Here is a 23,797-nt window from a genome sequence, read left to right as displayed (position 1 = left end):
TCAGGCTTCCTCGGGCGCGTCCTCAAGTTCCTTCAGCACATTGAGGAACTGCTCCCCATACCGCTCCAGCTTCGCCTGGCCGATGCCGGGCACCGAGGCCATCTCATCCAGGCTCTTCGGCCTGGCATGGAGCATCTCCCTGAGGGTGGCGTCATGGAAAATGATGTAGGGCGGCACACCTTCCGCGTCCGCGAGCTCCTTGCGGAAGCGGCGCAGTTCCTCCCATTCCGGCCCGGCCACATCCGGCGGGGCACTGCGTCTGGTGCTGGTGCCTGAGGTCTTGCGGGCGGCGGGCAGTATGTCCTCACGCAGCGACAGGCCGGCTTCCCCCTTGAGCAGGGTGCGGCATGCGGGGGCGAGCTGAAGACCACCGTGGCCCTCGGGGTCGCTCTGCAGGTAGCCGTGGGCCAGGAGCTGGCGCAACACGGAGTGCCAGGTCTGCTTGGAGAGGTCCGTGCCGATGCCGAAGGTGCTGAGCTGGTCATGGCCCAGGCGGCTGAGACGGTCATTGGTTCTGCCCATGAGCACGTCCGTTACATGGGTGGCGCCGAAGCGCTGGCCCGTGCGGTAGACGCAGGAGAGTGCCTTGCGGGCGGAGTCGGTGGCGTCCCAGGTTTTCGGGGGCTGCAGGCAGTTGTCGCAGTTGCCGCATCCACCATCGTGTTCCTCGCCGAAGTAGCGCAGTAATACCTGCCGCCGGCAACCGGTCGCCTCACAGAAGGCCAGCAGCGCCTCAAGACGCTCGCGTTCCGCCTTCTGCTGGTGTTCGTCCGCGCCGGACTGGGCCAGCATCTGGCGCACCTGGTAGACATCCTGCAGGCCATAGACCATCCAGGCCTCCGCCGGCTCGCCATCCCGCCCGGCGCGGCCGGTTTCCTGGTAGTACGCCTCGATGCTCTTGGGCAGGTCCAGGTGGGCCACAAAGCGCACATCCGGCTTGTCGATGCCCATGCCGAAGGCCACGGTCGCCACCACAACCAGCCCTTCCTCGTGCAGGAACCGCTCCTGATGGTGTTGGCGGGTCTCATTGTCCAGCCCGGCGTGATAGGGCACGGCCGGCACGCCCTGGCTGCTCAGGTATTCCGCCGTCGACTCGGTGCGCTTTCGGCTCATGCAGTAGACAATGCCGGAATGCCCGGTATGGCGCTCGCGGATGAAGGTCAGTAACTGCTCGCGGGCGTTGCCCTTGAGGCCGACCCGGTAATGGATATTGGGGCGGTCAAAGCTGGCGACGTAGGTCTCGCCCCCATCCGGCAGCAGCTGGCGGCCAATCTCCTCGCGGGTGCGCTGGTCCGCGGTGGCTGTGAGGGCGATGCGTGGCACCTGCGGGAAACGCTGGCGCAGCACATCCAGTTTCATGTACTCCGGCCGGAAGTCATGCCCCCACTGGGAGACACAGTGCGCCTCGTCGATGGCGAACAGGCCGATCTCCGAACGCTCCAGCAGCCCCAGCATGTTCTCGGTGAGCAGCCGCTCCGGCGCCACGTAGAGCAGGTCCAGCTCGCCTGCCAGCGCGGACTGCTCGATATCCCGCCGCATCACCGGGTCCAGGCTGGAATTCAGGCAGGCCGCCCGTACACCGTTGTGCTGCAAAGCCTCCACCTGGTCGCGCATCAGCGCGATCAATGGCGATACCACCACCGTGAGTCCGGGGCGCAGCAACGCTGGAATCTGGTAGCACAGCGATTTACCGCCGCCGGTGGGCATCAGAACCATGGCATTCCGGCCCTCGAACAGGGATCGGATGATCTCCAGCTGCTGGCCCCGGAACGCATCATAGCCGAACACATCACGCAGGACCTGGTGAGCGGCCTGATCGAAGCTGGCTTCGGTGGCGGGGCGGGTGTCGGGCACGAGGCAGGGACTCCTTGTCATGTTCTGGAGTTGAAAGGGTACTTGTTTGGGCAAAGCTGGGGAAGTGATGCGTTATCAGGTGTCATCCTGCGTATCTTTTTACTTCCTCCGTGGATTGGGGTGGAAACCCGGGAGTGCTAAAGTCCTGAGGAAGAGGATTGTCGATCCGCCGGCCCGGAGTCCCTGTCATTGGCTGATCGCGCCCCCAAACACAGGAGCAGGATTATGGCGGACAACAAACGGAACTTCAGCACGCGCGCTCTCTGGGCGGACCACCTATCCCCTGTGGCGGGTAGTGACATCGCCGTGCCCATCCATCACAGCGTCACCTTCGAATATCACGACATGGACGAATGGTTCGACGTGGCGTTGAAACGCAAGGCCGGCCATATCTACTCGCGCAACACCAATCCCACGGTGCGTTCTCTGGAAGTCACCATGAGTTCGCTGGAAGGCAGCGAGGACGCGGTGAGCTTTTCCACCGGCATGGCGGCGATCAGCAATACCCTGCATACCCTGCTTGAGCCGGGCGACCGGGTTGTGACCATCAAGGACACCTATGGCGGCACCAGCAAGATCTTTCTGGAGTTCCTTCCGCGGATGAAGGTGGACTGCTGTCTGTGCGAAACCCTGGATTTCGACACCATCGAGGAGGAAGTGCGCAAGGGCTGCAAACTGCTCTATCTGGAAACGCCCACCAATCCGCTTCTCAAGGTGATGGACATCGAGCGGCTGGCGCGCGTGGCGCACGAAGCGGGCGCGCTGGTGCTGGTGGATAATACCTTTGCCACCATGATAAACCAGCTTCCGCTGGAGCTGGGCGCGGATCTGGTTCTCTACAGCGCCACCAAGTACCTCAACGGTCATTCGGATGCCATGGGCGGTATCCTCTGTGGTCCGGAGGAGCTCGTGGACCGGGTTTATCATTACCGTGAAATCAATGGCGCTACCCTCCACGCCAATTCCGCCTATCTGATCCTGCGCGGGCTCAAGACCCTGGAACTGCGTATCCAGCGGCACAATGAAAACGCTCAGCGCATCGCGGAGTTCCTGGATGATCACCACAAAGTGGATAAGGTCTACTACCCGGGACTGCCACACCATACCCATCATGATATCGCGCGCAGGCAGATGGACGGTTACGGCGGGATGCTCAGCTTCTCCCTGCACGGCGATTTCCAGGACGTGAAGAAGCTGGTACCCAATCTTACCCACGCCCATGCCGCGGCCAGCCTGGGGTCGGTCACCACGCTGATTGGCCCGCCGGCGGTGACCAGTCATGTGGAGCTCACGGCTGAAGAGCGCAGGGCGCTGGGCATTCCCGAGAGCCTGATCCGTTATTCCGCTGGTGTGGAGAACCTGGATGATCTGATTGAGGACCTGAAGCTGGGGCTGGCATCCCTGTAAACGGTAAGGGCCGGCATCAGAGGGGGCTTGGTGCCGGGAAATCGGCACTATGGCTGGGAAAGTATTATGTGTGCGCCAGCCCTGCCAGTGCGGATTGCTTAATATCCCGGTGTCACTGTTCAGAGTGTCAGAAAGCGGTCGGGGTCAGCGCATCCTGAACAGTTCCTGATGGAAGTCTTTGGGCCGTAGACCATTGGCCACCAGGTCACGCTTGAGGGCGTGGCCGAATCCCGTCGGGCCACAGAACCAGATGCTCGCATTGTTCCATTCGGGTACTGTGGCGCGGATTCGGTCGCCCGTAAGGAAGCCATCCCTTGGTGTGTAGTAGAGATGGAGTTGCACCTCGGCGGCTCTGGCATCCGCGATGAGTTTCTCGGCAGCTTCCTGGTCGTATTCCTCGGTGCAGAAGAAAAGGTCAATCCGACTGTGTTCCCCCGGGTTATGGGCCAGGTATTTAATCCGGGCCACAAAGGGGGTGATGCCGATGCCGCCGGCGATCCATATCTGGCGGCAGTGGTTATCCTCAAAATCGAAGCAGCCGTAGGGGCCTTCAACGGTAACGGGCATGCCTTCTTTCAGCACTGCCGGCAGTTGACGGGTGTGGTCGCCAAGTTCCTTCACAAAGAACGTCAGGCGGTGCTCTTCCGGTACCCAGTCGGAGGCGATGGTGTAGGGGTGGGCGCCTTCGCGCTTTTCATCAGTGATGAAGGCGAACTGGCCGGGTCTGTGGCCGGGCCATCCCTCGTCCAGATTCACTGTGCCCTCAAGAACCTCGAGGCGCGGATAGAAAGTGAGGGATTCAATGGTGCCGTTCACCTTGCGGCTGTGGCCGATGCGCCCTGAGAGTACGATCACTGTGGAGACCAGGCCGGCTACTATCAGGGCGGCAACCAGCCAACCGATGGGCTGGGTCCAGTAGTTTGGGGGCATCAGGACCAGGCTGTGGTACACGATGAACACGTAGGCGACGGCCAGAAGCCTGTGGACTTTCTGGAACAGGTGGTAGGGGAACCAGCGCACGAGTGCCAGGAGCAGCAGCACCACAACCGCGTAGAAGGCCCATTCACCAACGGCTTCGGCAATGCCTTCCTGCTGCTGGAACCAGGCCTGCAGCGCTGCCGGTGCCTCCTCCGCCCATCTCCTGCGGAGCCGAAGATGTTCGCCGGAAGACACCCACCAGTGAACGAGCATGAACCCCAGGCCCGTGATGCCGAGCCACTTGTGCAGGCGGTACATCCTGTCGAGCCCATTCAGGGGGCGTTCAAGCCATTTCGGGCGGGTGGCCAGGACCATGGCAAGACTCATCAGGGCCAGAGCCATGGTGCCTGTGTACTGGGTCACCAGCGGCTGGAAGCTGTGGGTGTCTGGAGCCGTCATTCCTGCGGCCAACCACAGTGCCGTGAAGCCGATAAGAACAAATCCAAGGGCCAATCTGACAGGCGTCATAGCCAAACCTGGTCTTAAGTGTCGCCTCCAGTGTAGAGGCCGCGCTGTTCGGACCTTATGATTTTTGTCAGCAATCCGCTCGGGATTCGGTGGCCAGCGCTGGTGGAATGCCTGCCTGTTACAGCACCAGCGTGGAAGCCAGGAACAGCATCAGGCCCATACCGATGATGTCGGTGAAGGTGGTCAGGAAAATACTGCTGGCGGTGGCCGGATCCGCTCCGAAGCGCTGCAGCAGCAACGGCACGGCGACACCGAAGATACCGCTGCCCATACAGGCGCCGATCATGGCGATGAAGATGACGAAGCCGAGCATGGCCGGATTGGCGGAATCGGTGGAAACCGCATAGGCAAACATGGCAACGCCGGCGATCACGCCCACGGCGGCACCGTTGAGCGCGCCCAGCAGGATCTCCTTACGCAGCAATCGGCTGATGGGATAGTCCTGTATCTTGCCCAGAGTGATGCCGCGCAGGGTGATCGCCAGCGCCTGGCAGCCAGTGTTACCGCTCTGGCCTGCGAGCACCGGCAGGAAGGCAGCCAGGGCAACGATCTGCGCGATGGTGCTCTCAAACATCCCGACCACGAACGCGGCGGCGAAGGCGGTGATCAGGTTCACCTGGAGCCAGGGGTGGCGCATGCGGAAGGCGGCGAACACCGGCGTGTTGATCTGCTCTTCCTTCGCCACACCATACTGGGAGCCGGCCTGGGCGCTGAGCTCCGAGGCGAGGCGCTCATACAGCTTCCAACCGCGCACCTCGCCCACCACGTGCTGCTGATCGTCCACCACCGGGTAAATGCGGTAGTGGCGTTGTTGCACTTCGTCGATCGCCTCATCGAGCGGCGTGTCCTGTCGGAAGGCGAAGGGCTCGCCGACCATGATGCTGGCCAGGGTTTCGGAGGGCTTGGCCAGGATCAGGTCGCGCATCCCCACAATACCCACCAGGCGATCCGCGTCGGTCACGAACATGTAGCTGATCCCGGAGACATCAGAGCTTTTCACCATGAAGGTCAGAGCTTCGGCGACGGTGTAGTCCGACGGCAGCGTTGCCGTCGGGCCTGTCATCAGTTCCCCGATGGTTTCTTCCATGCCTGAGAGCACAGCTCGGGTGGCCGCCTCGCCCGGCGCGGCCGCTTCGCCCATATGGGAGGCTATGGTGACTGCCTGCTCCGAGGGCAGCCCAGAGAGAATGAACTGGATATCATCGGCGGGCAGTCGCACCAGCTCCTCGGCGGCATCCAGCGGGGTCTGGTCACGGATATGCTCAACCCGCTCGTTCAAACTCATACTCTGCGACATGTCTCGCTCCGGCTTGTCAGTCGTTGGACAGACTATAACAATTGAGTGACTTTAATGAGTGGCATCAGTGGTGCCAGTTCGGGTACAAAAGAACTTCTGCAATTGCGGCTTACAACAGCAAGGGTGGGCCACTCGGAAGGGTCGCCCCGATGGTCGTTCATTTTTCTTTGAAGTGGTAGTGCTCCGTGCGTTTTTATTATCGTTCTCTGCCGGCTGAATGGCAGGCGGATTTCCGCGAGTACCAACGATCTCTTGCGCGGCGCTTTTGCGTTCTTGCCTGTGCCGCAGGGCTGCTGATCATTCCCCTGTTCCAGGTGGCCGATCTCTGGCTCTATGATTGGGCGGACCACCACTGGTGGGAACACATGGCCTGGCGGCTGCCCCCAGTGGTTACCGCTGTGGGGGCTCTGTTCCTCAACTGGCGCTTGCCCGAAGGCAACTGGCCACGGCCTATGCTGGTGCTGTACTGCCTTTCGGGGATGCTCATGATGACCGGACTCATGGCTGAGCACCTTGGTGGGGCGGGAGAAGGCGAGGGGTTCATGGCCAAGGGGCTTGTGGTCGTGATCGCGCTGGTCGCTGTGCTGGCCACTGCGGGTGCGAGAGACCTTGTGCTGACCTATGGCATCCCCGCGTTGGCGTTGGGTTGGGTGGTGATGGGTCAGTCCCTGTCCGCTGTTGAATGGTTTAGCGCGCTCATTCATCCAATGCTCATGGCTGTTCTGGGAATTGTGGTTGCGGAAGAATTGTTGCGTGTGCGACTTGCCGCCTTCGCGGCGCGCCAGGAACTGGCGCGTAATGCCAGTACCGATGTGCTGACCGGGCTTGCTAACCGGCGGGCCTTTGACGAACGACTGGAGGCCGAGCATGCCCGCAGCCTTCGGGTCGGTTCCGGGTATGCCCTTGTGATGACGGATCTGGATCACTTTAAGCACGTCAATGACACCTGGGGCCATGAGGTGGGTGATGAGGTTCTCAGGGAATTGGCTCAGCGTCTTGTCAGTGTTCTTCGGACCGAGGATATGCTGGGCCGATGGGGCGGGGAGGAGTTCATGGCACTGCTGCCTGGCGCAGGCGAGCGGGAGGCGATGACCGTGGCGGAAAAGCTGCGTCACGCGGTGGCCGATACGTTATTTGCGACCAGTGCCGGCTCCATTCCGGTGACCACCAGTCTGGGCGTTGCCGTGTTTCGGGGAGAGCAGCTTCCCGGTATGGTGGCGAGGCGGGCGGACATCGCACTTTATGCCGCTAAGGAGAATGGTCGAAACCGGTCTGAGACCGCCTAGATGATCCACGGAGGACCGGTCCGGGAGCACGGCTGAAAGGGCTTGAGCCTTCCGTAAAGCCACGCAGTGCCGGAAATGGAGAGCGCCGGTGTCGATTCTCAACCCTGAAACCTGGACGCTGCTGCAGAGTATTGTCGTATTCAGTCTCTGCGCCCTGGTGATTGCCATTGCGGGAACACGCATTACCCGCGTGGTGGACCAGCTTGCCGACCGGACAGGGCTGGGTGAGGCCACTGCCGGCGCCGTGCTTCTGGGGGCTGCAACGTCACTGGCCGGCTCGGTGCTCTCCGTGACGGCCGCTTACCGGGGGCATCCGGAACTGGCGGTGAGCAACGCCCTGGGTGGCATCGCGGTACAGACCTTTTTCCTGGCGATAGCAGACATGGTGTATCGCCGCGCCAACCTGGAACACGCCGCTGCTTCCGCCCCGAACATGATGCAGAACGGACTGCTGATCGGACTTCTGGCGTTGATCCTTCTGGCGCCGACTCTGCCGGATGCCACAGTCTGGCGGATCCATCCCATCACACCGATCCTGATTGGTTTCTACCTCTACGGCACGCGACTGATCCAGGGGGCCTGGGAATCACCCATGTGGCGCCCCTCGATTACCCGGGATACGCGCGAGGACAAGCCCGAGGCCATGAACCGGCTGCCGCCACTGGCCCGGCTATGGACGGAGTTTCTGCTGTTGATGGCAATCCTCGGGGCGGCGGGCCTGGTGTTGGAACCGGCAGCAACCACCATCAGTACCAAGGCGGGACTGAGCCAGACCATCGTCGGGGTCCTGTTGACCGCCGTCAGCACGTCCATCCCGGAACTGGTAACCTCGGTGGCTGCGGTCAGGCGTGGGGCACTGACGCTGGCGGTGGGCGGCATCATCGGTGGCAACGCCTTCGATACGCTCTTCATGGCTGCCTCGGACATTGCCTATCGGGAGGGCTCCATCTACCACACCATGACCACCGATACGGAACGCTGGGTGGCACTCACGCTGGTCATGGCCGCCATCCTGATCATGGGCCTGATCCGGCGGGAGCGCTACGGCCTCGGGCGGATCGGCGCGGAGAGCCTGGCGATCATGGTGCTCTATATTCTGGGGGTCGGCTTGATGTTCGGTGGCTGATCCCCCACACCTGAAAGACAACAGACCCATTACTGATTAAGAGAGAACGCATGGATCATTCACAGCACGAGCCAAGGGGTATGTTCCGTTCCGTGATGTCCCTTGGGCACATCCGGGGTATCCGTATCGAGCTTCACGCGAGCTGGCTGGTCATCTTCGCGCTGTTGCTGTTCACCATGACCACGGGGCTGAGGGATCAGTTCGCGGCCTGGTCGTTCAGCCAGGCCGTGGTCACTGCGCTGCTTACTTCGCTTGCGTTTTTTGCCTCGATCGTCGCCCATGAACTGGGCCACAGCCTGGTGGCCATCCGGCGGGGGGTGCCGGTGAGGGCAATCACGCTGTTCATATTCGGCGGAGTCGCCCAGCTGGATAAGGACAGTGAACGCGCCGAGGATGAGTTCTGGATCGCCATCGCCGGGCCAGCCGTGAGTTTTGTGCTGGCGCTTGCGTTCGGGATACTTTCCGGGCTGGCTGTGTCCGAGTCCTGGGCTGTCGGCCTGGGCTGGCTTGCCGTAATCAACTTAATGGTGGCGGTGTTCAACCTCGTTCCCGGGTTCCCGCTGGACGGTGGCCGTGTGCTGCGGGCGCTCGTGTGGAAGATGACAGGGGATGCCGGCAAGGGCATGCGCGCGGCCGTGGCCGGTGGTCGACTGGTGGCCTATGGACTGTTCGCCTGGGGGCTCTGGCGCATTCTGGTTGAGGGCAATCTGCTTGGCGGATTCTGGCTCATGCTGCTGGCCTGGTTCCTGCTCAACATGGCGGAAGGGCACGGCCAGCAGTTCAGCCTGCAGAAGCAGCTCCGCGGAATCCGGGCAGGGGCGCTGGCGGCTCCGGATGTGCCGCGTGTGGCGCCCTCAACAACCGTTGAAGAGTGGATCCACAGCCGTGTGCTCCCTGAAGGCCAGCGTTCCTACATGGTGGATGACGGGCACCGTGTCCTGGGGCTGGTCAGCCTCAGTGACACCAGCACCACCGACCGTGAACGCTGGTCTGAGCTCCGGATCGCGGATCTCATGACGCCCATCGAGCAGGTGGTACGCGTTGCCCCCGAGACGGAGGCAACCGAGGTGCTTGCCACCATGACCGAGCACAACCTCAACCAGCTGCCGGTCATGGAGGGTGATAGCGTTGTGGGCTGGATTGACCGGGAGCGCCTGCTCAGGACCGTGAATCTGCACCTGGAGCTCAAGGCCTGATCCACGCTCCTGTAATACGGCGTTACGGGACCAGCAAAACGGGGCAGTGCGCCTTCTGGATGACGCGCTGGCTGACACTGCCAAGCAGCATCTCAGTCATGTGTGAGCGTCCACGCCGGCTCATCACCAGCAGGGCGCCCGAGGTTTCGTTGGCGTGGTCGATGAGCATGTGTGCCGCCATGCCAAAGAGCACCGTTTCCTCAATGATGAGGTTGTTGTTGCCGGCCGCTTCCCGGGCGTGAGTGAAGACGAGTTCCGTTGCTTCTTTCTCAAGGGTTTCAAACGCACCGGGAACAAAGTACTTGCGGGACTCGCGGCTCACACCGCCACCGGGTACGCCTGCCAGGGCTTCCATGTCGGTGGGGAAGACGAAAACGAGCTCCATGGGTACGTCCAGGCGCTTGGCCAGTCCAGCGGCCAAGGATGCTGCCTTGCCTGCGCCCTCGGAACCGTCCACTGCAACCAGCAGTTTCTTGGGAGTGTCCGTCATCTGTTCTCTCCGTTATCACGGGGCCGGAAAACCACCGGCACCCGTGTGCCGGTGGGGGGGCGGGGTCATTCAATCTCTATTTTGCGCGCGTTTTTCTGTGCTTCTTCGGTTTTCGGCATGGTGAGCGTCAGCACACCATTCTCGAACGCGGCTTTCACATCATCGAGCTTGATGGTGTCCGGAATCCGGAAACTGCGGCGCACGGATCCGTAAGACCGTTCGCTCAGGTAGTAGCCCCGGCGCTTATCCTCGCGCTCATCGCTGCGTTCGCCGGCTACCGTGAGAAGGCCGTCCGCCACTTCCACGTGGATGTCCTTCTTCTGGAGGCCGGGCAGGTCGATCTGCAGCTCAAAGCCTTCGTCCGTCTCGCTCAGGTCGGCTCGACCAAGCTCACGTTCGCCCCAGAGTGAGGGCATGTTCATGCTCTCGAAGGGATCCAGTGCCCAGGTGGGTTCCGACATCGGGTCGCTGTGACGACGACGCCCGAAATGGGGCCACTGCGCGTTGCTGAACCGGTCGAAGACCTGGTTCATCTCCTCGCGCAGGCTCTTGAGGCCGCCTGAACCACGAACCGGCACCTCGGTTTTCTGAACGTCCTGTTTCTTCGCTTCCATGATGGGCTCCTTGTGTTATTTCAGGGAAGGTGGGCCCGAATGCCGGACAGGGGGCTGATCAGGGACCCGTAACCACCAATCTAGGCGTGTTCACCGGCCAGGGTATTGACCGGCGTCAAGGAAAAACGGGTTCGGAAGGCAGGGCGAAGGCCGCGTTAGAGGGAGCGTACCTTGCCCATGAGATCCTCGAGGACGAGGTAGAAACAGGGCACCAGGAACAGGATCAGCGCGGTGGCGAATATGATGCCGAAGCCGAGCGAGACCGCCATTGGGATCAGGTAGGTGGCCTGCAGGGAAGTCTCCAGGATGATGGGCGTGAGGCCACCGAACGTTGTGATGGTGGTCAGCATGATGGGCCGGAAGCGGCGCACACCGGCCTCGTAAATGGCCTCGAAAGCCGTGCGGTTGCCGCGCCGGCGGTTGGCGTAGTCCACCATGATCAGCGAGTCGTTCACCACCACGCCCGACAGCGCGACGATGCCCATCATGCTGACCAGGGAAATATCGAGCCCGAGGATCATGTGGCCGATGATCGCGCCTATGGCGCCGAAGGGGATGGCCAGCATCACGATGATGGGCTGGATGTAGCTGCGGAAGGCGACGGCCAGCAGGGCATAGATCACGCCCATGGCCAGCATGAAGGCGCCGTAGAGGGTGCTGGTGGACTCCCGGAGATCCGCCTGGCTGCCCTCGAAGCTCCAGGTGATGCCGGGGAAGTCCGCCTGCAGCTGGGGCAGCACCTCGGACTGGATGGCGGTCAGCACCCGGGAAATGTCGCTCTTGGGCTCCACATCCATACCCACGGTGATCACGCGCCGGCCGTCACGACGGTCGATGGACCGGAATGCCGAGCCCATCGAGCTGTCCGCCACATCCATCAGGGGCACTTCACCGCCTTCGGGCATCTGGACCACGAATTCCTGCAGGTGGCGCAGATCCTGGCGTTCATGCTCAGGCAGACGAACGCGGATCTCGTTCTCGTTGGTACCGCGCAGCTGGCGCAGGGCCACGGCGCCGTAGAAGGCATCCCGAACCTGGTCCCCCACCTCCGCGGGGCTGAGCCCCAGTGCGCGCCCCTGGGCGTTGAGCGTCATATCCAGCTGTGGCTTGCCGGCGGCGTGGCTGTCCGAGACATCGCGGGTGGAACTGAATTCCTCCATGCGCTCGAGGAAGGTCTCGCTGGCGCGGGCCAACACATCGATGTCCGAGTGGCTGAGGTCCACGGCGATGTCATCCCGCCAGGAACCCGGGCCCTGTTCGGCCTCGAAGGTGATCTGATCGATACCGCGGAAGTCACCGATCTCGCTGCGCCACAGATCCACGATCTCCTTCACGCTCATGCCGCGCTCATGCTCCGGGCGCAGGACAATCTCCACGTCGATGGCCCGTTCGCCGCGCACGTTGGTCTTGATACCTTCGGCGTGCTCATCGAGGTTGTGTTCATCAAACAGGCGCTGGGTGGACTCGGTGATCTGCATGGCGATCTCACCGGCGCGGCGGGTGGTGGTGCCCACGGGGAGGGTGACGCCGGCCTCGATCTCGTCAGCTGGCACCTCCGGCATCATGATCATGCCCATGTGATCGCTGATGGCGTAGGAGCCCACCACGGCCATTACCGCCACCGCCATGCTCAGTGTGGCATAGCGGAAGCGCAGGCTGATATCGAGCAGGGGCCGGTAGAAGCGGTTGATTACGCCCTCAAAGCCCCGCGAGAACACGCGCTGGACACTGTGCAGCGCGTGACCGTAGACGGTGACGGTGCCGCGGCCGCTGTGCCCCAGATGGGCGGGCAGGATGAACAGGGCCTCGAACAGGGAGATGGCGAGCACGACGATCACCACCGCCCCCATGGGCCACCAGAAACTGCCCATCACGCCGGGAATGAACAGCAGCGGCAGGAAGGCCACGATGTTGGTCAGGATGCTGAAGGTGACGGGCCCGGCGATGTCCTTTGTGCCCTGGATGGCGGCACTCATGAAGTCCATGCCCTGTTCCCGGTACTCGTAGATGTTCTCGCCCACCACAATGGCGTCATCCACCACGATCCCGAGCACCACCAGGAAGCCGAACATGGAGATCATGTTGATGCTGACCCCGAGCAGAGGCAGGAACAGCATGCCGCCAACGAAGGAGATGGTCATGCCCATCATGATCCAGAACGCCAGGCGGTATTCCAGGAAGAGGCTGAGAATGACCAGCACGATCACCATGGCCAGGATCCCGTTCTCCAGGAGCATGGTCATGCGGTCCTCGAAGTGTTCCGCGCGGTTGCTGTCGATGCGCAGATTGACACCGTCGGGAAGGGTCTTATCCAGCTCCGCCATAACCTCCTTGCCCGCAGCCGCCACGGTCAGTGGTGACTGGGTGCCGGTGCGGAAGATCTCGATTTCCACCGAGGGAAGGCCATTGAAGCGGGAGTGGAAGCCGGTTTCATCGAAGCCGTCCCTGACCGAGGCGATATCACCCAGGGTGACGGTGCCGCCGGAGGCATCGCTGCGGATGACAATGTCCTCGTAGGCGTCGGCCCAGAGGCGGCGTTCCTCCATGCGCAGCAGGATGTCACCGCCTTCGGTGGCCACCGAGCCCGCCGGGATGTCCTTGGCTGAGGCTTCGATGCGCTGGGCGATCTGTTGCAGGGTAAGGTCGTATTCCCGCAGCCGGTGCCGCGGGACTTCCACTTCCGTCAGGTAGTCCGGCACATCGCTGATGGTGGCCTGGGTGATGCCGTTTTCGGCCAGCAGCCGGTCGCGGACCTGCTCGCCGAGCTGGCGAAGGGTCCAGATGTCCACGTCGCCATAGAGTACCAGCTCCATGACGTCATGGGAGCGATTCTGCAGGCGGACACGGGGCTCTTCCGCCTCATCCGGGAAGGTGCGGATCCGATCCACTTCCTGTTCAATATCCTGGAGCGCCTTCATGCGGTTGGCACCGTTGATCAGCTCCAGGGTGATGGTGCCCGTGCCTTCCCGGGCGGTGGAGGTCATCTCCTTGATGTTCTCCAGCCCCTGTACGGCCTCCTCAACCGGCAACAGGATGCCCTGTTCCACTTCTTCGGGGGCGGCCCCGGGATAGGTCACGGAGACCTGGACGATATCCGGCTCGAATTCCGGGAATACTTCCTTCTGAAGCTCAAAGGCCATCCAGAGGCCGCCGCCCAGAAGCAGGACCATCAGCAGGTTGGCAGCAATGGAATTGCGAGCCATCCAGGCAATGGGGCCGGTCCAGCCTCCGTTGTTGTGGTCGCCGCTCATCCGTCATCCTCTTCGGTACGCAGGTCGGCGCCATCGACCACGGTGGCCAGATCACTGGTGACGATGGCCTCACCGTCTTCAACGCCCTTGCTCACGTAGGCGTATTCGGCATCACGGAAGGCGATAGCCACGTCCCGGATGGAAAGCGCACCGTCCTCCATCACCCAGACCGTGTCATTGCGGCGGATATGGTTACGATCCAGGCGCACCACATCCTGGATCTCCCTTCCCTCAATGGCAGTGTTCAGAAAGGAGCCGATGAGTAGGGGCGGTTTGTCGGGCGAGTCGGCGTCCAGGGCGAGCGGATCCTGAACCGTGATCAGCACACGGGCCAGCCGTGTGTCTTCGTTCAGCTCCCCCACCAGGCGCTGCAGTTGCCCCTCGCGATGCTGGCCCTGGGGCCAGGCACTGTCATTACGGATGGTGGCCGGTGCGCCGGCCTCACCACTGCGTTCCTCGAACCGCAGCCAGGGGAGTTCGCTCTGGGGCACCGTTGCCTCCACCCAGTATTCATCCACACCCACCAGGCGCCCCAACGCCTCGCCGGCATTGACCTGGGTGCCCAGGCTGATGTCACGGCTCAGCACACGGGCATTGAAGGGGGCGGTGACACTCGTGCGGTCAAGATTCAGTTGCGCCTGCCGGAGGGCAGCCTTGGCGGACTCCACCTGTGCCCGGGCCTGCTCCAGCTGGGGCTGGCGCAGGACCAGGGCCTTATTGGTGCCTTCCAGTTCCTCGCCCAGAAGTTCGAATTCCTGTTCCGCCACATTCTGGCGGCCCTGTTCGATGTCCAGATCCGCACGGGCCTGGCGCAGCTCGCTGCGCCGCTGCTGGAGGGTGGCCTCATAGTCGGCGGGATCAATCCGCACCAGCATGTCGCCTTCATCGACCATGCCCCCGGGGGTGAACGCCGAGGCGCGCTCGACAATCTGGCCGCTGACCCGGGGCCTGAGTGTGAGTTCCCGGGCGGCGCGGACCTGGCCCATGGCGGTGATGGTCGGGTGGTAGTCCCCCTTTTCGGCCGTGGTGACGTCCACCAGCATCGCGGTTTCCCGTGCAGTGTCCGGCCCACGTGTGGCAGTGGGTTCAGTGCGGAATACCAGCCATACCAGGGCGGCCCCCAGTACCAGTATCACCAGGGAGATGAACGCGGTCTTGATGCGGCCGGCGCGGCCGGTTTCCGGGCGTGCTGCGCTGTCGTTGATCGGTTCGTTCATCCTGTTTCTCTCGCAGAGTCTTCTCGGAGGTCAAGGCCGCCGGCCAGCGCCCGGTAGAGGGCGATGCGGTATTCCAGCAGCTGGCGCCGGGCGCTGATCAGGCTGCGCTCCAGGTCCTGGCGGTCGGTCAGGGCGGTCAGTACATCAATGTAGCCGACCTGCCCGTTGAAATACTGTTGCCGGAGTTGCCCGTAAGTGGTCTCGGCAAGCTCCAGCTGGCGCTTGATGCGCTCTATCGCCTGGCGTTGCTTGCGTTCCTGGACCAGCGCGTTTTCCACCTCCTGGAAGGCGGTAAGGACGGTCTGCCCGTAATCGTACAGACGCTGGCGGCGTACCGCCCGGGCCTGGCGCACCTGGGCATCGCGCTGGCCGGCATCAATCAGTGGTGCAACCAGGTTGGCGGCCAGGGTTGTGGCCCAGTTGTCAAACAGATCCTGGACGCTGTTGTCCTGCGTTGAAGCGGAAGCCGAGAGCGTCAGGCGCGGGAACTGGTTGCTGATGGCGGCGGCCAGGTCCGAGTCGGCGGCCTGCAGCTGGTTGTAGGCCTGGCGCACGTCCGGGCGGCGCTGGACCAGTTCGGCCGGCACGCCGGTGTCCGGCAGGGGCGGCAGCTCAGAGGGCAGGCCGCGCCCTGCCGGCAGGTCCGTGTTCCGGGGTGCCCGGCCCAGAAGGACGGCCAGCTGGTTCTCCAGCACCCGGAGCTCCGATTCTGTGCCCAGGCGCTGTTCCTCGGTGGATTCCAGCAGCTGGCGCTGGCGCAGCACATCCGCGCTGCCGGCCTGCCCACTGGCGAACTGGGTCTCCAGCAGTTTCATCACGCTGCGGTTGGTCTCGATCTGGGACTCGGCCAGATCAAGCTGGGCCCGCTGGGCGCGCAGCTGGTACCAGGTGCGGGTGACCTCGGCGGCAAGCGAGAGTGCCGCCGTCTGATAGTCCGCCTGGGTGGCACGGGCGCGGAACTGCTCTGCTTCGACCTGTGAATTGATCCGGCCCCAGAGGTCCACTTCGTATTCGGAACCCAGCCCCAGTCGCAGGCTCTCTTCTGAATCGCTGCTGTCGCTGTTGCTGATCTCTCCGTCAGCGGTGGCGTTCAGGTCCGGGTAGAGATCCGCGGACTGCTGGTTGACGGCGGCACGGGCTTCGCGCAGGCGCTGCCAGGCGCTGAGCACGTCCAGATTGGCATCCAGCCCGTCCGCCACCAGCTGGTTGAGGCTGTCATCCTCAAAACTCCGCCACCAGCGCTCAGGCGCCGGTTCATCGCCGGAGGCCGAGAAGGTCTCGGGGACGGTAACCGGTGGTTCCGCCACGTCTTGCGGCTGGGAGGCGCAACTGGCCATGAGACCAGCCAGCAGCAGTACCATCAGGCGTTCAGGCATGGATCCCAACATTGGTTTCAGGGGCGATTCGACCCGGGCAAGCCTATCAGCCTGCCGGGGGGATGACTATTCCCGCTCTGGCTATCGGTACTATTTGAATTCCTTACTGATCACGTCCCTGTAGTTCCGGATCCGCTGAACGTAGTGTACGGGCTCGTAACCCCGGGCGTAGCCGTAGCGGGTGCTGGGGTAGTAGCGCTTATCCGCCTTAAGGGGCAGCACCTGGCGCATCTGCTCCCAGGAGTCGGGATTCCGGTCCAGGTCCCGTGCCAGCTGGCGGGCGTCCAGCAGGTGACCGCGCCCGATGTTGTAACTGGCCAGGGCCAGGAAGGTGCGGTCGGGTTCCGGGATGGTCTCTGGAAGGCGGGCGTGACGATCCGCCAGGTAGCGGGCGCCGCCATCAATGGCCTGGACCGGATCAAGCCGATTCTCAACCCCCAGTGAACCGGCCGTACGCCGCGTCAGCATCATGATGCCCCGTACCCCGGTGGGCGAGACCGCGTCCGGATCCCAGTGGGATTCCTGGTAGGCGAGGGCGGCCAGCAGTTCGGCGGGCATGCCGGTTTTCTCTTCCGCCTGGATGAAGTACTCGCGGTATTGTGGCAGGCGTTTTTCAATCCGCCGGTTCAGGGCCCGCAGATCCACAAAGTCGAATTCCCCGATGTAGGAATAGTATTTGTTCTCCATGGCCGTGATGGCTTCGTCGCCGGCGCGGCTGTTCATCCATTCGCGCGCGCTGCCGGCCAGCTCATCGGCGCCTGCAGGAAGATACCAGCCGAGGTTCTGCCCCTGGGTCAGGTTCATGGCAACCTCGAGGTGGGGCCAGTGCCGGCGGGTGAGCTGGACGATATTGGAGTCCGCGACAGTGCAGTCGAACTGCTGTTCGGCGACCTGTGACAGCAGTACCTCCGTGGTTCGATCACTGGTGCTGAAGGTGATGCCCTCATGTTCCGCGGCCAGTTCATTGAGGGTTTCCACATAGCTGGAGCTGGCCGTCACCCGGATTTCAAACCCGGCGATGTCCTCGGGAAGCCGTGGCAGTGGGCGGCCCTCCCGGTGGCACACCAGCTGTTCAGTGACTTCGCTGTGCGCGGGTCCCTGCGTAAAGCGCTCATTCCGGGAGGGGCGATGGGTCAGCCCGGATGCGGCCAGGTGAGCGGTGCCTTTCTCCAGCGCCTCAATCACGGCGGCAGTGGATTCGTGCATGGTCCACTCCACGTCCCAGCCCTGTGCCTCAGCGAATTCATGGACCAGATCGTATTCCGGGCCAGAGGGCTGCTCGTGGCGGTTCAGGTAATAGGTGGTGGCACCGTTACGGGTCGCCACCCTGAGAACGCCGTCCTCCTCCACGGACTCCATCGAAACGGGTTCGTGGGGGCTGTCGCCGCAGGCTGCAAGCAGTGCGGCTGCAACCGGCAGCATCAGGGCGGAAAGGAAACGCATCCGGAACTCCTTGATCATGGAATCGACGTTATTGTAGCTCATCGCTGAGTACGACCAGCTCCCGGTTCCGGATTGCAACAGGGGGTGTCTGGCGCCTGCGGGGGCGCTAGTATGGGTTGACCCCGCAAGGAGTAATCGCGGGTTGGTCTAGGCAAGTCGGTGGCATCATGCTGGAGTACCTGGATTACGAGGAGGGCAGGGCACTGCGCCTGACCCCCAACCGATCCCTGAGTTGGCAAGGGAACATCATCTTCTTTGGGTTGATCGCCGTGGTCACCCTGATGGTGGCTGTTGGCTGGTCCCTGGCGGGCGCCTGGATGATCCTGCCGTTCGCGGGCCTGGAGTTGGCGGTGGTGGCCTATGGGCTGTACTACACCTCGCGCCAGTGTTATCGACAGGAGGTCCTGGTACTGACGCCGGACACTGTGAGGCTCGAAAAGGGGATCAACCAGAAGGATTCCGAATGGACCATGCCTCGGCACTGGGTCCGGGTGATCATGGAGATGCCCCGCCATGGTTTTGCGGTGCCCAGGCTGATGCTGGCCTATCACGACACGCGCGTACCTCTTGCCCGTTTCCTCAACCCCGAGGATCTGGAGGCATTCATTGACTTTCTGGAAAACGCTGGTATCCGGGTTGAGCGGCATCATCCAGCCGGGGTCTGGTGGTTTTGACATAAAAAAGGCCGCCCCTTTCGGAGCGGCCGTGGCAGCAGCCTGAATCTTTCAGGTGCGCCGGCGACGCATGCCCAGGCCGAGCAGGCCAGCGCCAAGCAGTGCCAGTGTTCCCGGTTCGGGGACCGTAGCGTAGGCGTGGTTGTCGCTTTCGAACGCGTACTGCGTGCTGCTGAAACTGACCGTGTCGAAGAACTCGGAGCCGAAGTGGAAGTTCACATAACGGTTGTCGTCGAACGATTCCTGGTCACCGCCTGATGGCGGCAGAACGTCGTTACCGCTATAACTGCTCCCCACCTGTGAACCATCGAGGAAGAAGCTGATGGTGTTGTAATCGTCAATGGAGCCCCAGTACAGGCCAAAATAGTTGGCGGTTGTCCCCAGTGCCAGAGCTGCCGAGCCATTGCTCTGTTCATAGGGCACGGTCAGGTACTGGTTGTCCTCGGGGAAGTCGTGGGGCTGGGCGTGCTGTCCGCCGGCGGTTCCCTGAACAACGTTATAGTCGCCGGAGCAGGTCGCGGAGCCGCAGTCACCGCTCTCAAAGTCGATTTCGGTAGCGCCGTTGACCTGGGTGTTATAGACACCGGCAGCTTCAATTGAAATGGAAGCACCCGAGGCCGCGGTTGCCGCGCCTGCCGCCAGGATGCCCAATGCGATGGCTGATTGTTTGATGGTCATTTCTTCGATTCCCTTGCCAGTAGTGAGATGGGGTCGGTCCGTCGGTGAGACCGTGCAGATCCAAGCAAAGGGGGGGCCATTGCATCAAAACCTCTTCGGATCCGTGGCCTTGCGACAGATTGTCGCGGGGAGTGGCGCTGGGGGAACCCTGGAAAGTGTAAAGCTGTTCGACGCTGTTTTTCGCTCCGGCACGCTGTACCATGAGGAGCCTGTAACTTCCCCATCGTAGCGTACGCCTTCAGACTGGGCGCCAGCGACCATCCAATCGGAGGCCATTCATGGATATCCTGCGACTCATCCTGTCACTGTTGCTGCCCCCACTGGGCGTTTTCCTGCAGGTCGGCATCGGGCTCCAGTTCTGGGTCAATATCCTGCTGACCCTCCTGGGTTACTTCCCGGGCATCATTCACGCGGTATGGATCATCGCCAGCCGCTGAGTCAATCCAGTCATCCAGCAGCCGGCCCCAGGGTGAATCGCCCGGCTGGCGCCAGACCTCGCGGTGCAGCACTGCCAGGGATCGGGCGTCCCTTGCCAGCCGTGTCTTTTCAGCCCGGGTCAGGGCGTCAGGTCCGTCAGCAAGGCACCGGTCGGCCAGCGCCTCAAGGTGGGCCCGTTGGAGCGGCCCCTGGTTGGGGCGCGCCAGCTGCCGGTGCAGCTGGTTGTACCACGGGTGCATGATGGCTTCCTGGAAGGCGGGTACAGCAGCGCGCTCCCTGCTTACCAGCGTCCCGTGGGGCAGCGCCTCCCGCAGTGGCGATCCCTGTGTCTCTTCCGGAATGAGAAGCCAGCCGTTCCGGCGCATGCGGTCCCCGAGCCGGGTGCGGCTCAGGAGCACCGAGGTCGGGGCGGCAAGGACCAGTGGCAGGGCAACCGGCAGGGACCAGAGAAAGAACAGGGGATCGAGCCACAACGCGAACGAGGACCAGGCAAGCGCCAGGATGGTGCCGGGCGCCTGGCTCAGCAGGGCCGTTTTCCACCCGATCTCGCTGGAACGGTTCTGGCCAGCCCATTTCAGCGACACATTGAGCAGCGCCTCGAGCACGAAGCGCGAGTGGGCCAGCATCCGGATCGGTGCCAGCAGGGCGGACAGGACCATCTCCAGCACCGTGCTCCCCACCAGCTTCCCGGTGCCGCCGAAGGCCTTGGCCCGGCGTTTCAGCAGCACATCGATCACCGCCAGGATCTTGGGAAGGAAGAGCAGGGCGAGCGAGGTGCCGAGCAGGGAGAACGCCCATTCCGGGTGCCATTCGGGCCAGAGGGGTGTGAGCCGGTGGGGATCCGGGAAGTAGTTGATGGGCCAGAGTGTAAGCCGAGTGGTTTCGATGGTCGTGAGGATGAGGAAGCCCAGCCACAGTGGCGAGGCGAGATAGGCCATGATCCCGTTGAGGAACGCCATCCGGTGGCCGAATCTCAGGCGGCGCCCGCGAAGCATGATCCAGAAGTGCTGCATGTTGCCCTTAGCCCAGCGTTTGTCGCGCGTGAGCTCGTCAACGAGTGAGGGGGGCGACTCCTCGTAGCTTTCCCCGAGCTCGGGTTCGAGCCAGACCTCGTAGCCGGCGCGGCCCATGTAGGCGGCCTCAACGAAGTCGTGACTCATGACGGGCCCCCTGAAAAGGCCGCGGCCGGGCAGTTTCCTGAGGCCGCAGTGCGCCATGAAGGCGGGAACCCGGATAATGGCGTTGTGCCCCCAGAAGGCGGCATCACCCAGCTGGATGGAAGCCAGGCCGGTCGTGAACAATGGGCCGTACAGGCGGTTGGCCAGCTGCTGGACGCGGGCGAACAGCGACCGGCCATTGAGCAGGGTCGGGCTGGTCTGGAGGATGCCCGTCTGGGGCCGGCACTGCATCAGCCGCACCATTCGGACCAGGGTGTTGCCGCTGATCAGGCTGTCCGCGTCCAGCACCATCATGTATTCGTAGTACCCGCCCCAGCGACGCAGGAAGTCGCCGACATTGCCGCTCTTGAGGTTCAGGTTGAGTACGCGCCGGCGGTAGAACAGCCGCCCCTGGGCGCCCAGTTCGTCACAGAGTGTGGCCCAGGCCGCCTGCTCCCGGAGCCAGACATCGGGGTCGCGGCTGTCGGAGAGGATGTAGAAGTCGAAATGCGCCAGCTGGCCGCTGCGCTCAAGGTCCCGGTAGATTGCCCGTATACGGCCCAGGCTGGTCTCGACAGGCTCATGGTAGATCGGCATGACGATGGCCGTCGGTGCCATGGGCGCTTCCGCCAGGGCCTGGTCGCTGTACTGGCGCAGGAGGGAATGGGGGTCACCGCCCGCGCGGCGATACACGAAACCGAGAACACCGATCCAGAACCCGACCGAGATCCAGGCGAAGAGCACGGCGAACAGGATCGCCATGCCGGTTTCGACCAGGGTGGCGCCGTGGTAGGGCAGTACCGCGAGCATGAAATAGGTGGCAATGGCGGTCTGGGCGAGGACCGTGAGCGCTAACAGGGTCCTGCGGAAGCTGGCGATGGCACGCCAGTCGGGGGCGGTGTCCGGCGCGGGCGTGGTGTCTGTGGCGTCCATTCCGCGTGGCCTCAGTAGTCGCCGTAGTGCAGGCTGCCGCGCCGGATGGCCGGCGTGGGCCCGGGAACCGAGGGGGAGGCCCCGGCTGCTGTTGCCCGCAGGTCGGCCATGACCGCGCCCAGGACATCGGGCTCCCCGCCCTTCAGGGCTCGCAGGAGGCTTTCGAGCGCCCGTATCTCCGTGTCCGGTGTGCGTGGCAGGCCAGACCAGTACTGGTAGGCCAGGCCCCGCCGGAGTGCCTTTTCACTGTGCGTCAATTCCATGGGTTCCGGCCCTTTTATTGGCTTCCCGTGATCACCGGGCTGTCACCGGGCAGCTCGAACGACCAGGTTTCACTGAGGGTGTCGTCTTCCTGTTTCAGGAAAGCCCGGACGGCCAGCGATTCCCCGGAGGCCGGCCGTGCCAGGATGGACAGTCGCCAGCGATCGAGCCTGGGGATGTATTCAACATAGTGGCCCAGCAATTCCCCCTCATTCAGCATGGAGACCGAGCTGCTCACCGACGCTTCCGGGTCAAGCTTCGCCAGTGGGCCGCCGGCGAAATCCGCGATAACCCGGACTGCGCCTTCCTCATCGCCCCCGCCGATGCGGGAGCCGTCACCAATGAAAGTGTCGACGACCCGCGCCATGGGCTCGTCGGGAATCTCCGGGCCGCCGTAGTGGACGCTGTATTCGAAGGTCATGGGGGCGTCCTCCTGTGATACCGGTTCTTCCGGTGTCCAGAACGCGACTACGTTGTCGTTGGTTTCGTCAGGCGTGGGGATCTGGACCAGGACGACCTTCCCCTTCCCCCATGAGCCCCGGGGTTCCACCCAGGCACTGGGGCGAGTGTCGTAGCGGGCCTCTGGGTCCATGTAGCTGTCGAAGGCCTGGTCCCGCTGGAGCAGGCCAAAGCCGGCCACATCCAGCGTGTCGAAATAGTCCATCGAGAGTGTTTCCGGATTCCGCAGGGGCCGCCAGAGCCACTCGCCGGACTCGCCGTTGTGGATCAGCAGGCCGTCGGAGTCATGGACCTCCGGGCGCCACTCGCCCTTCGGCTTGGGCGTTTTCCCGTCGTAATAGAACATGCTGGTAAGAGGCGCGACACCGAGCTGTTCGATGTTCTGTCGCGGGAACAGTTTCGACGTCACCCGGAGCGTTGTGGTCTGTCCGGGCATCACGGTGAAACGGTAGGCCCCGGTGACATTCTCGCCATCAAGCAGGCCATAGACCGTCATGCGTTCGGCGTCCGGGGCAGGGCGTTCCAGCCAGAACTCCACGAAATCCGGAAACGACTCGCCCTTGGGTAAGCCGGTATCGATGGCGAGGCCACGCCCTGACAGCCCGAAGCTGTTGCCCTTGCCCACGGCCCGGTAATAGCTGGCGCCGGCGAAAACCAGGAACTGGTTCTGGTTGCCCGCATCGTCAAGTGGAAATGTCAGCTTAAAGCCACCATAACCAAGGTCCGACGACATGCGTTTCTCGAGGCTGGAATCGGGGTAGTCGAAATGGCGCTTATCGAAGGGAACATCGTGAACCCCCTCGGCATCAATGACATTCAGGCGGACAGGGTGTTTGTACAGGCGGCCCGGCGGTACCAGCATGACCTGGAAGTTGGTCTCCGACTCGCGCCAGAGGCTGTGTTCGGGCTTGAAGCGAATGGCGCGGTAGGTCTGGTAGTCCAGATCGCGCAGGAATTCCGGCACCTGCTGCGGCGTTTCGTAGGCGGTGTCCGCCAGTTTCCTGGCCCTGTCCACGACGGTCTCGAAATCAAACGTGTTGCCGACGCTCGCGGCGGGCAGGAGCAGGCCTATAACCCCTATCAAATGGACGGTTCGACGCATCATTGGACGATTCCCTGCTGTGCGGTACTGAGTGACCGGGAGCCTTCTTGCTCAGGTCACCTACGCTACAGCGTTGCGGGCCCTGTGTGCCA

The 23,797-nt window shown here is 63.0% G+C and carries 18 protein-coding genes and 1 pseudogene; 6 read left to right on the top strand and 13 right to left on the bottom strand.

Annotated elements, in window-relative coordinates:
* On the bottom strand, positions 1-1,854 hold the full coding sequence (recQ, locus tag GLW01_RS14525; RefSeq protein ID WP_340162464.1) for a DNA helicase RecQ: 1,854 nt from the start codon (positions 1,852-1,854) through the stop codon (positions 1-3).
* 225 nt (positions 1,855-2,079) lie between these two features.
* On the opposite strand from recQ, the gene GLW01_RS14520 reads away from it, so the two are divergent.
* On the top strand, positions 2,080-3,261 hold the full coding sequence (locus GLW01_RS14520) for a cystathionine gamma-synthase family protein (protein WP_160899538.1): 1,182 nt from the start codon (positions 2,080-2,082) through the stop codon (positions 3,259-3,261).
* A gap of 144 nt (positions 3,262-3,405) precedes the next feature.
* Here the strand turns inward: GLW01_RS14520 and GLW01_RS14515 are convergent, their stop codons facing one another.
* Both GLW01_RS14515 and GLW01_RS14510 read right to left on the bottom strand, forming a co-directional pair.
* Positions 3,406-4,638, bottom strand: a complete 1,233-nt coding sequence (locus tag GLW01_RS14515; RefSeq protein ID WP_202405763.1) for a ferredoxin reductase family protein — start codon at positions 4,636-4,638, stop codon at positions 3,406-3,408.
* Between the two features lie 187 nt (positions 4,639-4,825).
* Positions 4,826-6,004: a magnesium transporter gene (locus GLW01_RS14510; protein WP_160899536.1), complete on the bottom strand. Its 1,179-nt coding sequence runs from the start codon at positions 6,002-6,004 to the stop codon at positions 4,826-4,828.
* Between the two features lie 185 nt (positions 6,005-6,189).
* Between GLW01_RS14510 and GLW01_RS15815 the strand changes: the two genes are divergently transcribed.
* From GLW01_RS15815 to GLW01_RS14495, 3 genes are all read left to right on the top strand, one after another.
* Entirely contained in the window at positions 6,190-7,290 is a 1,101-nt protein-coding gene (locus GLW01_RS15815) for a GGDEF domain-containing protein (protein ID WP_202405762.1), read from the top strand.
* Between the two features lie 88 nt (positions 7,291-7,378).
* Entirely contained in the window at positions 7,379-8,416 is a 1,038-nt protein-coding gene (locus GLW01_RS14500; RefSeq protein ID WP_160899535.1) for a sodium:calcium antiporter, read from the top strand.
* A gap of 50 nt (positions 8,417-8,466) precedes the next feature.
* Positions 8,467-9,612 (top strand): site-2 protease family protein, encoded by a 1,146-nt coding sequence (locus GLW01_RS14495; RefSeq protein ID WP_237416609.1) that lies wholly within the window; start codon positions 8,467-8,469, stop codon positions 9,610-9,612.
* A 22-nt stretch (positions 9,613-9,634) separates the two neighbouring features.
* Here the strand turns inward: GLW01_RS14495 and GLW01_RS14490 are convergent, their stop codons facing one another.
* From GLW01_RS14490 to mltF, 6 genes are all read right to left on the bottom strand, one after another.
* On the bottom strand, positions 9,635-10,102 hold the full coding sequence (locus tag GLW01_RS14490) for a universal stress protein (protein ID WP_160899534.1): 468 nt from the start codon (positions 10,100-10,102) through the stop codon (positions 9,635-9,637).
* A gap of 65 nt (positions 10,103-10,167) precedes the next feature.
* On the bottom strand, positions 10,168-10,716 hold the full coding sequence (locus GLW01_RS14485; protein ID WP_160899533.1) for an Hsp20/alpha crystallin family protein: 549 nt from the start codon (positions 10,714-10,716) through the stop codon (positions 10,168-10,170).
* Positions 10,717-10,871: 155 nt separating this feature from the next.
* A complete protein-coding gene (locus tag GLW01_RS14480) occupies positions 10,872-13,967 on the bottom strand; it encodes an efflux RND transporter permease subunit (protein WP_160899532.1) in 3,096 nt (1,031 codons plus the stop codon).
* The gene (locus GLW01_RS14475) at positions 13,964-15,184 is read right to left on the bottom strand and encodes an efflux RND transporter periplasmic adaptor subunit (protein ID WP_160899531.1); all 1,221 of its coding nucleotides are present in this window, start codon (positions 15,182-15,184) and stop codon (positions 13,964-13,966) included. The genes GLW01_RS14480 and GLW01_RS14475 overlap by 4 nt, the downstream gene beginning before the upstream one ends.
* Positions 15,181-16,560, bottom strand: coding sequence for an efflux transporter outer membrane subunit (locus GLW01_RS14470; protein WP_160899530.1), 1,380 nt, complete (start codon positions 16,558-16,560; stop codon positions 15,181-15,183). The genes GLW01_RS14475 and GLW01_RS14470 overlap by 4 nt, the downstream gene beginning before the upstream one ends.
* 90 nt (positions 16,561-16,650) lie before the next feature.
* Complete coding sequence (gene mltF, locus GLW01_RS14465; RefSeq protein WP_237416608.1) at positions 16,651-18,045, bottom strand: membrane-bound lytic murein transglycosylase MltF; 1,395 nt, start codon at positions 18,043-18,045, stop codon at positions 16,651-16,653.
* A 125-nt stretch (positions 18,046-18,170) separates the two neighbouring features.
* Between mltF and GLW01_RS14460 the strand changes: the two genes are divergently transcribed.
* On the top strand, positions 18,171-18,677 hold the full coding sequence (locus GLW01_RS14460) for a DUF2244 domain-containing protein (RefSeq protein ID WP_151439198.1): 507 nt from the start codon (positions 18,171-18,173) through the stop codon (positions 18,675-18,677).
* Positions 18,678-18,728: 51 nt separating this feature from the next.
* Here the strand turns inward: GLW01_RS14460 and GLW01_RS14455 are convergent, their stop codons facing one another.
* Positions 18,729-19,355 carry a PEP-CTERM sorting domain-containing protein gene (locus GLW01_RS14455; protein WP_160899529.1) on the bottom strand — a complete coding sequence of 209 codons (627 nt, stop codon included), beginning with the start codon at positions 19,353-19,355 and terminating at the stop codon, positions 18,729-18,731.
* Positions 19,356-19,633: 278 nt separating this feature from the next.
* Between GLW01_RS14455 and GLW01_RS14450 the strand changes: the two genes are divergently transcribed.
* Positions 19,634-19,792, top strand: coding sequence for a YqaE/Pmp3 family membrane protein (locus GLW01_RS14450; protein ID WP_160899528.1), 159 nt, complete (start codon positions 19,634-19,636; stop codon positions 19,790-19,792).
* Positions 19,793-19,846: 54 nt separating this feature from the next.
* Here the strand turns inward: GLW01_RS14450 and mdoH are convergent.
* From mdoH to GLW01_RS14435, 3 genes and pseudogenes are all read right to left on the bottom strand, one after another.
* Positions 19,847-21,883 (bottom strand): annotated as a pseudogene (mdoH, locus tag GLW01_RS14445) (glucans biosynthesis glucosyltransferase MdoH); the annotation flags it as partial.
* 11 nt (positions 21,884-21,894) lie between these two features.
* A complete protein-coding gene (locus GLW01_RS14440; RefSeq protein WP_160899527.1) occupies positions 21,895-22,146 on the bottom strand; it encodes a hypothetical protein in 252 nt (83 codons plus the stop codon).
* 14 nt (positions 22,147-22,160) lie between these two features.
* Positions 22,161-23,708, bottom strand: coding sequence for a glucan biosynthesis protein G (locus GLW01_RS14435; RefSeq protein ID WP_237416607.1), 1,548 nt, complete (start codon positions 23,706-23,708; stop codon positions 22,161-22,163).
* Between the last annotated feature and the right edge of the window lie 89 nt (positions 23,709-23,797).

It is taken from the genome of Vreelandella halophila, assembly GCF_009856365.1.
GTDB lineage: Bacteria > Pseudomonadota > Gammaproteobacteria > Pseudomonadales > Oleiphilaceae > Halospina > Halospina utahensis_B.
Note: the sequence above shows the minus strand (reverse complement) of the source record. Positions and strands in the feature narration are given on the sequence as shown.

Coding starts and splice junctions, on each gene's coding strand:
- GLW01_RS14480 (WP_160899532.1), bottom strand. CDS start 13,967: ATGAGCGGCGACCACAACAACGGAGGCTGGACCGGCCCCATTGCCTGG.
- GLW01_RS14440 (WP_160899527.1), bottom strand. CDS start 22,146: ATGGAATTGACGCACAGTGAAAAGGCACTCCGGCGGGGCCTGGCCTAC.
- GLW01_RS14455 (WP_160899529.1), bottom strand. CDS start 19,355: ATGACCATCAAACAATCAGCCATCGCATTGGGCATCCTGGCGGCAGGC.
- GLW01_RS14515 (WP_202405763.1), bottom strand. CDS start 4,638: ATGACGGCTCCAGACACCCACAGCTTCCAGCCGCTGGTGACCCAGTAC.
- GLW01_RS14460 (WP_151439198.1), top strand. CDS start 18,171: ATGCTGGAGTACCTGGATTACGAGGAGGGCAGGGCACTGCGCCTGACC.
- mltF (WP_237416608.1), bottom strand. CDS start 18,045: ATGAGCTACAATAACGTCGATTCCATGATCAAGGAGTTCCGGATGCGT.
- GLW01_RS14475 (WP_160899531.1), bottom strand. CDS start 15,184: ATGAACGAACCGATCAACGACAGCGCAGCACGCCCGGAAACCGGCCGC.
- GLW01_RS14520 (WP_160899538.1), top strand. CDS start 2,080: ATGGCGGACAACAAACGGAACTTCAGCACGCGCGCTCTCTGGGCGGAC.
- GLW01_RS14495 (WP_237416609.1), top strand. CDS start 8,467: ATGGATCATTCACAGCACGAGCCAAGGGGTATGTTCCGTTCCGTGATG.
- GLW01_RS14470 (WP_160899530.1), bottom strand. CDS start 16,560: ATGCCTGAACGCCTGATGGTACTGCTGCTGGCTGGTCTCATGGCCAGT.
- GLW01_RS14490 (WP_160899534.1), bottom strand. CDS start 10,102: ATGACGGACACTCCCAAGAAACTGCTGGTTGCAGTGGACGGTTCCGAG.
- GLW01_RS14450 (WP_160899528.1), top strand. CDS start 19,634: ATGGATATCCTGCGACTCATCCTGTCACTGTTGCTGCCCCCACTGGGC.
- GLW01_RS14485 (WP_160899533.1), bottom strand. CDS start 10,716: ATGGAAGCGAAGAAACAGGACGTTCAGAAAACCGAGGTGCCGGTTCGT.
- GLW01_RS14435 (WP_237416607.1), bottom strand. CDS start 23,708: ATGATGCGTCGAACCGTCCATTTGATAGGGGTTATAGGCCTGCTCCTG.
- GLW01_RS14510 (WP_160899536.1), bottom strand. CDS start 6,004: ATGTCGCAGAGTATGAGTTTGAACGAGCGGGTTGAGCATATCCGTGAC.